This window comes from Vibrio sp. 14G-20, from assembly GCF_026241515.1.
In the GTDB taxonomy this organism is placed as follows: Bacteria; Pseudomonadota; Gammaproteobacteria; order Enterobacterales; family Vibrionaceae; genus Vibrio.
Window position 1 is genome coordinate 229,101 of sequence record NZ_JAPHPW010000001.1, and the last position, 13,436, is coordinate 242,536.

The 13,436-nt window shown below is 41.5% G+C and carries 16 protein-coding genes; 6 read left to right on the forward strand and 10 right to left on the reverse strand.

Annotation, left to right across the window (positions count from 1 at the left end; genetic code table 11):
• Window positions 1-2: 2 nt before the first annotated feature.
• From OQJ75_RS01065 to OQJ75_RS01105, 9 genes are all read right to left on the reverse strand, one after another.
• Complete coding sequence (locus tag OQJ75_RS01065; RefSeq protein ID WP_265970541.1) at window positions 3-503, reverse strand: TadE/TadG family type IV pilus assembly protein; 501 nt, start codon at window positions 501-503, stop codon at window positions 3-5.
• Window positions 500-928 carry a TadE/TadG family type IV pilus assembly protein gene (locus tag OQJ75_RS01070; RefSeq protein WP_239828660.1) on the reverse strand — a complete coding sequence of 143 codons (429 nt, stop codon included), beginning with the start codon at window positions 926-928 and terminating at the stop codon, window positions 500-502. The genes OQJ75_RS01065 and OQJ75_RS01070 overlap by 4 nt, the downstream gene beginning before the upstream one ends.
• 2 nt (window positions 929-930) lie before the next feature.
• Window positions 931-2,199, reverse strand: a complete 1,269-nt coding sequence (locus tag OQJ75_RS01075) for a TadE/TadG family type IV pilus assembly protein (RefSeq protein ID WP_265970542.1) — start codon at window positions 2,197-2,199, stop codon at window positions 931-933.
• A gap of 16 nt (window positions 2,200-2,215) precedes the next feature.
• Complete coding sequence (locus tag OQJ75_RS01080; protein ID WP_265970543.1) at window positions 2,216-2,488, reverse strand: hypothetical protein; 273 nt, start codon at window positions 2,486-2,488, stop codon at window positions 2,216-2,218.
• Window positions 2,478-3,932, reverse strand: coding sequence for a type II and III secretion system protein family protein (locus tag OQJ75_RS01085; RefSeq protein WP_265970544.1), 1,455 nt, complete (start codon window positions 3,930-3,932; stop codon window positions 2,478-2,480). Before OQJ75_RS01085 ends, OQJ75_RS01080 begins: the two co-directional genes overlap by 11 nt.
• Before the next feature lie 8 nt (window positions 3,933-3,940).
• On the reverse strand, window positions 3,941-4,690 hold the full coding sequence (gene cpaB, locus OQJ75_RS01090; protein WP_265970546.1) for a Flp pilus assembly protein CpaB: 750 nt from the start codon (window positions 4,688-4,690) through the stop codon (window positions 3,941-3,943).
• Window positions 4,683-6,032: an AAA family ATPase gene (locus OQJ75_RS01095; RefSeq protein ID WP_265970547.1), complete on the reverse strand. Its 1,350-nt coding sequence runs from the start codon at window positions 6,030-6,032 to the stop codon at window positions 4,683-4,685. Before OQJ75_RS01095 ends, cpaB begins: the two co-directional genes overlap by 8 nt.
• 37 nt (window positions 6,033-6,069) lie before the next feature.
• A complete protein-coding gene (locus tag OQJ75_RS01100; RefSeq protein WP_265970548.1) occupies window positions 6,070-6,600 on the reverse strand; it encodes an A24 family peptidase in 531 nt (176 codons plus the stop codon).
• Window positions 6,601-6,769: 169 nt separating this feature from the next.
• Entirely contained in the window at window positions 6,770-6,961 is a 192-nt protein-coding gene (locus OQJ75_RS01105) for a Flp family type IVb pilin (protein WP_265970549.1), read from the reverse strand.
• Window positions 6,962-7,155: 194 nt separating this feature from the next.
• On the opposite strand from OQJ75_RS01105, the gene OQJ75_RS01110 reads away from it, so the two are divergent.
• The 3 genes from OQJ75_RS01110 (at window position 7,156) to OQJ75_RS01120 (ending at window position 10,915) form a co-directional block, all read left to right on the forward strand.
• Window positions 7,156-7,899, forward strand: a complete 744-nt coding sequence (locus OQJ75_RS01110) for a helix-turn-helix domain-containing protein (protein WP_265970550.1) — start codon at window positions 7,156-7,158, stop codon at window positions 7,897-7,899.
• An 83-nt stretch (window positions 7,900-7,982) separates the two neighbouring features.
• Window positions 7,983-9,671 carry an AMP-binding protein gene (locus OQJ75_RS01115; RefSeq protein ID WP_265970551.1) on the forward strand — a complete coding sequence of 563 codons (1,689 nt, stop codon included), beginning with the start codon at window positions 7,983-7,985 and terminating at the stop codon, window positions 9,669-9,671.
• A 338-nt stretch (window positions 9,672-10,009) separates the two neighbouring features.
• Window positions 10,010-10,915 (forward strand): LysR substrate-binding domain-containing protein, encoded by a 906-nt coding sequence (locus OQJ75_RS01120; protein ID WP_265970552.1) that lies wholly within the window; start codon window positions 10,010-10,012, stop codon window positions 10,913-10,915.
• A gap of 106 nt (window positions 10,916-11,021) precedes the next feature.
• Here OQJ75_RS01120 and OQJ75_RS01125 read toward each other — a convergent pair whose 3' ends face one another.
• Window positions 11,022-11,228, reverse strand: coding sequence for a DUF1127 domain-containing protein (locus OQJ75_RS01125; protein WP_265970553.1), 207 nt, complete (start codon window positions 11,226-11,228; stop codon window positions 11,022-11,024).
• A 103-nt stretch (window positions 11,229-11,331) separates the two neighbouring features.
• Between OQJ75_RS01125 and OQJ75_RS01130 the strand changes: the two genes are divergently transcribed.
• From OQJ75_RS01130 to OQJ75_RS01140, 3 genes are all read left to right on the forward strand, one after another.
• A complete protein-coding gene (locus OQJ75_RS01130; protein ID WP_265970554.1) occupies window positions 11,332-12,282 on the forward strand; it encodes a LysR substrate-binding domain-containing protein in 951 nt (316 codons plus the stop codon).
• A 45-nt stretch (window positions 12,283-12,327) separates the two neighbouring features.
• Window positions 12,328-12,543 (forward strand): VF530 family DNA-binding protein, encoded by a 216-nt coding sequence (locus tag OQJ75_RS01135; protein ID WP_017095477.1) that lies wholly within the window; start codon window positions 12,328-12,330, stop codon window positions 12,541-12,543.
• Between the two features lie 237 nt (window positions 12,544-12,780).
• Window positions 12,781-13,419 carry a response regulator transcription factor gene (locus OQJ75_RS01140; protein ID WP_265970555.1) on the forward strand — a complete coding sequence of 213 codons (639 nt, stop codon included), beginning with the start codon at window positions 12,781-12,783 and terminating at the stop codon, window positions 13,417-13,419.
• Window positions 13,420-13,436: the final 17 nt, after the last annotated feature.

Genomic DNA, 13,436 nt, shown 5'->3' on the forward strand with positions numbered 1-13,436 from the left:
GCTTATGGGCATCTATTCCATATGTTAGTGCTAGTTTCAGTTTCAGGCCTCACCACTCCCAAACTTTCTGCTGGCAGTATTGTTTCAAACGCAGGGGCGGCTAAAAATCCACTATTTCCTAAAAAGCTTAGGTTACTGATTAGCTGAATGCCATAACCCGTAGCCCTAGCACGCACAAATTTAATATCACCGAAGTTCGCTTCAAAATCAGAAGCAATCTCTACCCCGCTCGCGTCTAAGTAAGCCACTTCTAAATTCGCATTAGTAAATCCAACAAGAGGAATATCATTCACCACCATTCCCGCAATATTGTCTCTATCTAGGACGTAACATACCGTCGCCAATCTAGCAGCCTTCCTAGTCGCTTCACTGACCATTTGCAGCGAAAATATATAGGCACCCAATGCTAAAATGAGAAAAAGCAGTAGAAAAATTAGCGATGAGACCAGAGTGAACTCAATAATGGCCAGCCCTTTAATACTTCTTTTAAGCCTTATCATCACAGCACCCTCATCACAGAAGTCACACTTAATGGAACAGCAAAACTCTCATTCGAAAAAGGAATAGACAAGAAAAGTGGAACATAATCGTACGTCACACTAACTCGTACATAACTATCGCCTGAAGGAGGGGTTACGGTCACATCCGATGTCGTCAATGAAGATAGTACAGCTGTCCCCGCACTGTTCTGACCATAGACCACGACATTCTGAATCTCAGACGTCGGAGCGATGGTTCCACCAATGGTTCCATACACTTCACTAACCGCATAACGAGCGCCATTTTGTACTGACTTCGATATCACATTGTAGTGAACAAGAATATTGCCAAGCTCTAGAACTAATACTAGAAAAAACAGTAAAACAGGAGTCGCGATGACCATCTCTACAGCAGCAAACCCCTGTTGAACTTGATTAGATTGCTTCATGATCAAGACTCCCCACTATTGGGGTCCTTATACAGAACAATCTTATAAGTCCCTTCCGTTGTCGACGTTGTACTACCAGAGCCACCAGCAACACTGCAAGAATGGATAAACTCACCAAAAACAGCGGGTGTACCTGAGTTGTTAGTTGGTGCTTTTTGCAACAAGAAAAAACAGCCAATTTTGTTCACGGTAAAGTCGGTTGCACCACCACTTTTACCTGAGCAATCAACCATAGGGATCGGTAAAATTCTTCGCCAAGCAACACCATTAGATGCACACCCAGAACCACCGCTTGCTATGCAGGCGTTGGTATCTGACTCATATTGAGCATAGGTATAACTTCCGTCAGAATCGATCTCTCCCGTACTGGCATCAATCGTGATTTCATTGGTAGGTTCTGTGGTTACATAATCTGAAGGGTAATCAGATGCCGATAAACCACCACCATAATCACCAAAACGAGTGTTTAGACCATCGCCCGTAGGGCCAACCGTGCCACCTGGTTTGGTTGTGATATCTTCACCAATTTTAACTGGTTGGTCATAACTACCGCCTAAACCTTCTTTAACTGTTTTACCACCAGAGCCGAAATCCAATAGGTGATAATTACCATTACCCATTTCAGATAGTTTGTTATCCCCTACTTTAAGAGCATGAACGGTGCCGACTTCATAGCCAAATACATTAACTATCTCTTCACCTGTCACATCGTGATAGCCATCTTCTGGAGCAATATCGTTATCCGAAGTGCCATCACCAATACAAACACCAATGGGGACAACGTTATTAACTACATCTTGACCTGAGCTGGGGCCAGCAACGGCACTTGCTGATACTGCCTTATCAAGACCAAACATATGAATGAAAAATTCATCCATCTCTAGTGCATCCACGCGAACTCGCACATAAACATCATCACTTGCACCGAACGTCGCCGTGCCAGTAAAATCCTGTGGGTCATTCGAATAATCAATGCTTATAGAAGCGGTAGAGAAATCGATTTCTTGATTCCCTGTTGAAGCCGCCATGGCATTAAGCGCCGTACCGACCTCCGCGTCTACCGCATCTTTATCTTTGCTGTTGTCTAATATGGTTGCGGCAGCCAGCGCTGCAGAATCAACTGCATTTTGTAAGCGCGTTTTATTTACAACCATATGGTTTATATCTATAGCTAGCGCTGAGACCGCTAGAAAAACCAACAAGGCAGCAGTAATCATCACCACAACTAAGCCTTGTTGCTTTTTAGGGCTTTGTGATACTCGATACAACATGTGAGTACCTCCAGATTTAGTTAAAATCTTCTAGGATCTGGCTACTACTGCTTCCGGACAGATCATTTTCACCTCTGCCAACATATCGGTCGTAACCAGCCTGCATCCGCTCCCCTGTACCATCTGGTACTTCGAGTAAATTCTCTTGGGTCGCATTAGGGTTATACGTTTGTTCTGTTTTCACTAGTGCTACGGAATGCCCTAGACGGGCATCATTAGCACAACCAACTAACACCATCACGAGAGAGACCATCATTATTCTAATCATATCTATCTCCTTATAAATCATGACCAAATGAGCCTTCACTACCACCATCTGTTGGCGATACGGCCTGTGCCGATTGAGACTGCTCTGAAGTGGATTCGGACGGTTCAGCGATGTAAGCACTTCGACCTAATAAGTAGTATTCCAAGTCATTAGGGTCGACGAAAGCGTCCGTTGGTAGTGTCACTTTCGTGCGATCGATTGGTTTAGCAAGTCTTGGAGTCACAAGAATAACCAGTTCGGTTTCACCAGATACATACTCTTGGCTATTGAAAAGCTGGCCTAAAATCGGCACATCCCCAAAACCTGGCATCTTGTTACTGATGTCCCTAACATTCTCACTCAACAACCCCGCAATACCGATAGTTTGGCCATCTGCTAACTCAAGTGTTGAAGATGCACTACGACGCGTAATCGGTGGAATGAAGTAAGTCGCATTGGTAGTTCCAGGGTCAATGGTTAGCGAACTACTGTTAGCTATTTCACTGACATCAACAGCCAAATTCAGATTGATTTTTTTATCACTAAGCACCGTCGGGATAAACTTTAAACCGACCCCATATTCTTTGTATTCAATGGTAATACCGTCGTCGTCAGGCACAGGGATAGGAAATTCACCACCGGCTAAAAACTCAGCCTTGGAACCGCTTAGTGCGGTTAAGTTCGGTTCAGCCAAAACTTTCGCCACACCATTTTGTTTCGCGACATCCAATGCGAAAGTAAACAAGGTATTACTATCGATGAAAGAGCCTAGAATGCCGTAATCAGTAGAGGTAGGAATATTGAAAATTGGAGTCGCGCCTAACACCCCCGCGGGGACTGAAGACGCCCCCCAAGAAAAGTCAGACCCACTGGTTTGGAAGAAATGGAAGTTCGCATCAAACTTTCTTACCAAGCTTCGTTGAACCTCAGCAACAGTTACCTCTAACATGACTTGTTGGGCACCACCAATAGACATTAAGTTAATAACACCTGTCGCTGCAGCTTGTTCACTTCCGCTTTCTTTTGATTCGTCAGCAGCCTGCCCCGACGAATAGGTTTCTGCGATTCGCATCGCCACATTCATTTGTTGTTGATTACTGACCTGACCACTCAGCAATAAACGATTCTGAGCACTGTGCACCTCGATAGTTTCATCAGGAAGGAACTCATATAATTTAGCTTTGAGGCTATTAAGATCATGGGTAACCTCAATGTTAATAGACTCAATTAACTGACCTCGTGAATCCCAAGCCATGAGGTTTGTCGCACCTAATTTTTTACCAATTAAAAACACTTCATTTGATTTTAAAATTACAATATCTAAAACTGCAGGATCACCAAGAGAAACCTTCGCCGCTTTTCCCGACAGTACTACATGCGTAGATTTATGATGTGGAACCGTGACTGTTTTTCCCGTTTGTAACGCCGCGACACTGGCCGTCGAAATACAAATCAGGCTCAAAACACACGCAATTAATATTCTCATATTTCACCTCAATCCTTGACGCGCACATTAGATGTTTCTGTGCCTTTGATAATGGTGACACTTGGTCTAGGCACATATCGACGAACCACTTTTTTCTCAACTTCATGTGGGTTTCTCAAAGTCAGCTGAATACTGCCTTTACTTTTAGCCGTGAGAAGTTTCTCGGCCTCTTTCGGCGTCATCTCAAGTGTTACCGCACGAACGATAATCGGACTGTTTTCTTTGGTTCTGGCTGTTTGGTCAACCGCCAACACCTTAATGTCTTTTAATACTGTTTGAGTCGCCGCAGAATTTTTTCCGTAAGAAACGGTATTGAGAATATCAACCTTATTACCCGGCAATAAGAAACCTGCCACACCAATAACATCATCCACTCGAATCGTCACTGCTCGCTTGTTCTCAGGAATAAGTGCCGCAAGTGTCGAACCTTCACCGGGAACGGTAAAACGTAACTTGTGAAGTACCTCTCCGGCATAGATAGTATTCGCAACAACCTTGCCAATTAGCTCCGCTTTATCCGAGTAGTTATTTTCATTAATCCAATCAACTTCCATCAATCTTGTGGTTAAGAACTGCTCCTCGATAATAGTTCCGGCTTCTATTTCTTGAGACGCCACAACAACGGGGTGACGCTCTATCGTTTCAACTTCAACGGTTGGCTGAACTTGATCATCCATCCATTGCTTAGCAAAAAATACAGCCGCTAAGCCGAATACTACGGACAGTAAAAACAGTAGGAAAACTTGACTCTTATTCATTATTCTCTTCCTCGTGTCCATCAGAGGTAAAATAAACTTCCCATGCCATGGAAAGAATATCGAATGTGATAACAGGTGGGAGTTGCTCAAACGAAAGAATGTCTTTGCTTATACCAACGAGATCTTTCGGTAAACATGGGAAAAGTGGCACTTTCAAAAGCGTGTGCATTTGAGACAAACGCTCAAAAAAACCGTCTTGAAGCTCTACCTCTTTATCAGCAACGACGCTCATCCATAAAGCTTCATAATCTCGCTGATTAAGTGGCTTGAATTCAATCTTGTAACCTAAACGACGTAAAAAGGCAGGATCGCTTATTTTCTTAGGGTTTAGATTGGTAGAAAAGGCAAGAGTTAATACAAATGGCATCGTTATCTGCTGGCCATTAGGCAGCGACAAATAGTCGAATGAGTACTCCATCGGTACAATCCAACGGTTAAGAAGCGCATCTACCGGCATGGGCTGACGACCAAGGTCATCAATGATAAAGATCCCATTGTTTGCCATCATTTGAACTGGTGCTAACCAGACTCGACTATTTTCTGAATGATTCACTTCAAGCATATCCATTGTCAGTTCCCCCCCAACTTGGATATTTGGTCTTTCACAATTAAGCCAACGCTTGTCGTATTGATCTTTGAGGGAGATACTTTGATCGCTGCCGTTGTTATCCAACGGTTTGTGATGTTGCGCCGAGAACACCTTGATAATGTTACCTAATGCATAGACTGCATAGGGAATAAATACAGATGTGTGCAAAGCATTCACAATACGGCTTGCGACAAATGTTTTACCCGTCCCTGCATGCCCATACAGCAACAACGCACGTCCAGAATTGATTGCAGGCCCCAATACCGAAATCATTTTGTCGACACCATATACATCATCCAGTGCAGCCTCAACATGCGGCCGAGTCACTAGCTCTGCTCTCAGGTCTTGTTGTTTTACCACGTCACTATATTGAGTGAGTGAAACAGGTGCGGGACCTAAATAAGCATCACGTTTAAAGGCAAGATCAGCTTCTTCAAGTCCTTTCTCAGAAAGGGAATAACGGACATGACTGTGAGATGCAGATGAAAGAGTAAGATCTGTTGCGGGTTGGAAAACTTCGATGAGTGATTTTTTTCTTAAAACGGCCAAAGCACTTTCAACAATATGTGTCACGACACACAAATAGTTAGAAAGCTCTAAAACATCCGACTTTGGATAAGCTGACAAGTGCTTAAGAACAAGGTTTTCGACAACAACTTCAGGAACTCCCAGCATCTCAATAGATGTAGGTACACTTGGCGCTGAAATTTGAGGCTTCAAAGTTGTTGGAGCAGTACGCCCTATAATATCCATATATTATTCCTCTCCACAAAGCTTACCAACAACAGCTTTAATTAAAATAGCTATACATCGCTAATCCTATGACAACAGAGGGGGCAAAAGGCATTGTCACTTTATTTAAGTATCGATTATGAAAACTATCATCTTTATTTTCTACTGGTGAAACACCACCCAATAAAATAAGTTTATTTTGAAAATAACCTTTGACACTGACACTACTCGAGTTAGCATAGTTATACAGCAAATAAAAAGTCCCGATCATCCCGGAAGCAAGTAAAATAAAGTACGATGCATCAAGTATTTGTCCCCACCCAAGATACAATCCCACAACACCCAATAACTTCACATCACCTGCAGACATCGCTCTCATAAAATACAAAAGCAAACCAAACCCAAAAAGTACGACAAACCCTGCTAATGAAGACAGGAAAAAATCCAACGTATAATTGCTATCAAACATTGACAAAAAATAAACAAACAAAAGAAGAGTCAATATTTTATTAGGTATACGATGCTTCTCAACATCGTATACCGAAACTGCAATTAGTAACGCCCAAAAAGCAGAAGGCTCATTAATCATATTTTCTATTTATACACTCGATATAATACTCTGGAACTTACTAAGTAAGGCTGTTGCCATTCCAGAAAAAACGAACCCAACAGCAAGAACAAGTGAAGCAGCACCAATCACGTATTCGACCGTAGTAAGCCCTTTTTGCTGTCTTACTCTTTTCTTATCCATGATAGTATCAACCACCCGAAGTGGTAGTACCAACATTAGCAACAATAGTGTTTAATTTATTTGCCAGTGTATTTCCTAAACCTGAGAATACAGTTGTTAGACCTAATACCAATAATGCTGCACCGATTACGTACTCGATAACAGTCAACCCTTCTTCATCTTTCATGAATTCTTTACAATTATTCAAAAACTTATCCATGATAACCTCTCCTTGATTTACGTATCAGGCTTTGTTTACCTGTAAAGTAAATCTAGAGGTGAGTCACACATTCGGTTAGGATTTTTTTGCCATTCACTTGCACTTTTTTGTGGTACTTCTAATCTAATTATTACAAATAGTAATTTATCTATTTTTAAACTTACAATTGAATATGAAATAGAGTTGGTATTTATATGAAAGTAGTAACACCTTTATTGTCAGATAATAATAGTGATTTTAACGCTGTTATTATCAATAAAATAAGCCACTACTTTCCTATTGAAAACTTTGGACAAGATATATCTATAATCAGTAACTTAGATGTAAGGTTAGTGTTTTTTATATTGAATAAGCCAGATAAACTTCAACTACTTACAATGGCTTTGGCTATTTGTGAGAACCTAAATAAAAGAATAGTTATTATTTGCTCAAAACCGTTACCTAATATCGTTCGAAATCATAAGAATATATTCTTTACTATCGAAACAAACAGTAAACATCTGACCAGTACATTCGAAGAACTTAAGACTAAAACGCAACATATCTTCGATCCTCACTTCGATCTCGACCGAGATACCAACAACAATAATCAACTACCTGCAAAGTTGTTTACCTCTGAAGTCGTTAACTTTGTTATGGACAACATCAACAAAGAGATAAGAGAAACAGAGATCGCTGAAAAATGCCATTGTTCAACCACCTACTTTTCTAAGAAGTTTCATCTACACTTTGGAGTAAGCTTTAGAGACTTTGTGTGCGATAAACGAATCTTATTAGCCAAGAAGTTAATCGAAGCCGATACCGAATCAAAAATCGCTGTCATTTCTTATCAATGTGGATACAAGGATGTGTCGTATTTTTCAAGAATCTTTAAGAAAAGGACGGGAGTAACGCCCGCAAGTTACAGACGTGCCTGCACGGATAACAGAAAACGCTAATTTTACTCCCTAAAAGAAAAAATCATGGTACATTTAACATGATTTTAACAAAAATAACTTAGCGAAAAACATGGAGTTAGACAATGATTCAGCCTAACGAGTTTAGCCAAGAACAAGCAACAGCTCTCCCTACACCCAATGACATGATTTTAAAATGGGCAGAAGAACGCCCAAATGAAGTCTATCTAAAACAAATAATTAACCGCCAATTTGTTGAATTCACTTATAAAGAAGTGGCCGACAAAGCACTAAAACTGGCGTCAGCATTAGAAGGACTCGGAGCCCTACCAGGCGATCGAGTCGCTCTCGTTTCAAAAAACTGTGCAGAGTGGTTTATCTGTGATCTTGCCATGATGTTAGGAGATTTTGTCAGCGTCCCAATCTTTCCAACAGCTGGTGCAGATACCATTCAATACTGTATTGAACACAGTGAAAGTAAGATTGTGATCGCAGGTAAGCTTGACGATCCTAAGGCGACTCAACAAGTACTCGATGACAACCCGAGCTTGGTCAGTATCTCACTACCTTACGATAGTGCCGCGAAATGCCAACACACATTCGAGCAGCTCATCGAAACACACGAACCCTCAAGTAAACGACCTCAGCACCACGACGATAAGCTCATGTCATTGGTTTATACATCGGGTACATCAGGATTACCAAAAGGCGCGATGCTCACCTACGGCGCGTTTACTTGGTCTGTTCAAAGGTTGATTGACCATATTGGAATCCAACCTGGCGACCGCCTATTTTCTTACCTACCGCTTGCTCATATTACAGAACGCGTTTACATCTTTGGCTCTTCAGTAATGGGGGGCGTGGTTACAGCTTTCCCTGAATCTTTAGACACCTTTATTGATGATGTGAAAATGCATCGCCCTACACTGTTTATTTCGGTTCCTCGTTTATGGACTCTGTTCCAGCAGCGAATCCAAGACAAGTTGCCACAGAAAAAACTGAACTTCTTACTTAAGATTCCGTTTATTAACAACATCATTAAGAAGAAGCTTGCTGATGGTTTAGGGTTAGACCAAGCGCGTGTTCTCGGCTGTGGCTCAGCGCCAGTATCACCAGCTCTGCTCGCATGGTACGAAAGCGTTGGTTTACACATTACCGAGGCTTGGGGCATGACAGAGTCTTTCGCCTACAGCACGCTCAATTATCCATTCAGAGCCGATAAAATTGGTACGGTCGGTAATGCCGGCCCTGGGATCGAACTCAAGATAGCTGAAGATGAAGAGATTCTAGTTCGAGGCAAAGGCTTATTCTCTGGTTACTACAAGAATGATATTGCGACCCAAGAATCTTTTAACTCAGAAGGTTGGCTTCATACAGGAGACATCGGGGATATAGACAGCGAAGGCTACCTAACGATTCGTGGACGTAAGAAGGATACCTTCAAAACCGCGAAAGGTAAGTTTGTTGCTCCCGTTCCGATCGAGAACAAACTCTTTGAATACAGCCGCGTAGAAATGATGTGTTTGATAGGCTTAGGCTTACCTGGCCCTATTCTACTTGTCGTTCCACACGACTTCCCTAATTTTGATCGAGCTCGTTATGAGAAAACGACCAAGCGTGTTATCGAGAAGATGAACGAACAACTCGCTTCACACGAGAAGATCAAAGGTGTATTGATGATTAAGGAACCGTGGAGCATTGAGAATGGCGTGTTAACCCCAACGCTTAAGATAAAGCGACATATCCTTGAGCAGAAATATCACGAAGTGGGTCATAACTGGCCGAAAGATAAACTCGTGGTTTGGGAAGAGTAGTCAAAATCGAGCAGGAGCCAGTACGGCTCCTTTTTTGTAAGTTCACATTATAAGTACTTAGTATAATCCGCAGCATTACTACTCTCGCAATCTAAACCGACATCCTTTCTCATTCGATAATTTAACGATTCCAAGCAAACAACTTGTCTAGATTCAGCCCCCTTCCTCACCTTAGTATTATCATTGATTTTAAGTACCTGAGTAACAAATATTCCGACCCAACAGGTTATTGCTTTCATGTTCTCTCTCTTGTATTCCCTGTTTATTTATCGCTATTATGAAAACAACCTGTTCGATAATCGAACAACCATTATTAACAAGAACTATAAGCTGAGATTATGGACAATAGACTGCGTCACCTTTCAGGCCTCCGTTACTTTGAAGTTGCAGCACGCTTGAGCAATTACAGTAAAGCGGCTGAAGAGCTGTTCGTCACTCAGGCAGCAGTCAGCCAGAAGATTCGACAGTTAGAAGAACAGGTTGGATGTAAGCTCTTTATTCGTAAGGGGCGTGCAATGACTTTGACGCATGAAGGGCACACACTTTTTAGACATGTCTCTGATGGATTTCAAGAAGTTCTGCTTGGGTTAAATAAGATCCAATCAGAACCTATTCAAGGGCTGCTTGTTGTTAGAAGTCCCCCTTCTTTTGCTTCTCGTTGGTTACTGCCTAGGTTGTGGAAGTTCTCGGTAAAGCACCCAGAGATCCCAATTAAGATACTAACAGGGTGTGATACCCCAAATTTAAAACATGGTGAGATTGATGTGGCTATTCGACAAGGCGAAGATCTATGCGTTGAAGAAGGCTTGACTCTTGAGATGCTAATCAACGAACCGGTTTACCCTTTTTGTTCTCCTGAACTCGCAAACTCTTTGAACTTCACATCACCTGAACAACTCCTCAAATGTTGGCTGATTCAGTTTGATAGCGGTTGTTTCCCTTGGGAGGAATGGTTTAGGCAAGCAAACATATCGACTCAAAGCAGCACCATTCAGTGGATGGAAGTAGGCACCTTTGATATGGGGTTAACCACGGTCATGGCGGGACATGGGGTTTGCTTGGCAACAGACAGCTTAGCTGGTGACTTCATTGAACGCGGCTTGCTAGTGAAGCCCTTTGATATTGGCATGACACCTGGTGTTCAGGTGAACTTATGTTTTGACCCTAGCTCGCCGAGAAAAGAGCGTATAGAGGCATTTACTGAGTGGTTGCATGAAGAAGTGTCTGAAATATCTAAGAGCTAAACTTTAGATTTGGCTTTGGCTTTGCAAAGATAACTCAGCATTACTATCACACTCCGCGTTCACGTAACTCCTTTTATATTGAAAGAGTTATGTGCGTGAAGTTTAGTTATTCCCAAAAATATTTTCTCATCTCTTCATTAGCCTGGCCTCGGGTAATACCAACATCTTCAAGTAAATGATCCGATAGCTCAGCTAGGTGTTTTCTCGTTCTACGATTCTGAAGATAAGTCCTAAATTTAGAATAGAATTTCTTACCTGATAACAGTGATAAGAATGAATGATGAGTATTTGATGTCGCGGTTATCGTGTTCATAATCGTTCTCCTATTGACGCTCTGCTTTCTTATGGTCAATAATCGACCAACAACGCATTGGCGACAAACGATAGATACTGGCATTCAGTTAAGGAAAACTAATGTGAGCGAACGAACCCCACCATTCCAAGGGATCTATTATTTTTATACCGCGGCTGAAACTGGCAGTTTTAAGCTCGCAGCAGAAAAGCTATTTGTTACGGCTGCAGCAGTCAGCCAACAAATTCGCCAACTTGAAGAATGGTTAGGCGCAGACCTGTTTATTCGCCAACACCGAAAAATAGTATTAACTCATGAAGGTGAAGTGCTCTATCTGCAAGCGAAGAAAGGCTTTGCTCATATTCAAGATGGGATAAGACGAATAAACCAAGACCCCAATCCCACTCAATTGTCGATTTCTACCGTGCCCTCTTTTGCACAACATTGGTTAGTGCCTAGAATTGGCGACTTCCGCGACCGCCATCCAGATTTATCGATGTTAATAGAACCGACCAACAAACTGGTTACCTTTGAAGACTCGGCTGTCGATGTCTGTGTCCGATATGGTCATGGTAACTACCCAAACATTGAATCTCGTTGGTTAATGGACGAAATCGTTTACCCTGTTTGCCACCCTATCTATCAAGAGAAGCATGGTATTTATGACATCGACGATCTACACAAAGCAGAGCTAATTGAAGACCGCTGGCCTGATATGGATTGGAATCTATGGTTAGATGTTGTGGGAGCGAAAGCAGGACGCTCATCACTGCAATTTGATGGTTCGCATTTTGTTTTGGAAGGTGCGCTATCCGTTCAAGGTGTCGCACTGGTTAAGCACAGCTTGGTTTATCGGTATTTGCAGGAAAAGAAGCTGGTACGGATAGGTAACATCGCACTTAAGCCCAAATACAATTACTTCCTATGTGCGCCTGCTGGATACTTTCATCGCGAGAAAATCAAACGCTTTGAAGCTTGGATACAAAGTCAGGTTCAGTTATTTGGAAATAAAGGTCGAGAAGAGCTTTCTATTATCGAGACAGATTACGAGCTTAAATGGTCTGATAATTCATAAAGCGAAACTGATATACTGGGCTCAAATAAATGGCGAGAACATCTCATGACACAAGAAAATAACCCACTTCACGGTATCACATTGCAGAAGCTACTGACTGAATTGGTTGAGCATTACGGTTGGGAAGAGTTGAGTTACATGGTGAACATCAACTGTTTCAAAAAAGACCCGAGCATTAAATCTAGCTTAAAGTTTTTGCGTAAAACAGACTGGGCTCGTACTAAAGTAGAGCAGATCTACATCCAACTGAAAACTAGCTAGTCCCCACCTTTAACAAACGCACCATTTACAGTACTAAAGTATGAACCCATTGGTGCGTATTTCATTCTATTTTATTATATCTCTTTGAAATTCAATACTTAAAACAAATAGCACATCCATTCCATTGAATAATGCTCAATCAATACTAATATTATTGAATCAGAGACAGTGGGATAACTCCCCATTAACCTACCGATTAATAAAGATTTTGTGTACGAGTAAATAGAGAGGTCAATCATGGAAGTTGATTCTGAACTCGCGTTAGACATTCATGTCCTTACCCGCAATAATTCATACTATAGGGTGATAAAAGACCTACTTTCGGTATCTATTCCTAGTGCGCAAATCACTCATTCTCAATGCTTTGTGCAAGTACCTAAACTTGAACCTGAAACGGTTGTTTTATTTGATATTCAAACAATGCCATGCCCCAAAAGATACGGATTTATCCTACATGAAAGAAACGAATTTTGGTTAGCAGTCAATGTAAATGACAATACCTCTACAGTATGGCTAGAGAAAGGCTTTTCAGGGCAAGTCGGTCAGCACTTTGAGTTTATATCGAAAGCAATTTTATCTGTTTATCAAGAAGATATATGGTTCCCAAGGTCAGTATTAAATAAACTGGTTTCTTCCTATCAAAGCAATGAACCCAACTATGAATCAGCTTGCGAAAATATAATTAATTACAAAGAGTTAACTAAAAAGGAAAGGGATACCTGCACATTGATGCTAAAGGGGCTTTCAAACTCTCAGATAGCATCTCAGCAACACGTGAGTATCAATACAGTGAAAACTCACTCATCAAACTTACTTCGTAAATTAAACTTACGATCCAGATATGAACTTCTTGCTCAGGTAAAAAACTCCAATTAGGAGCCGACACAATAAGA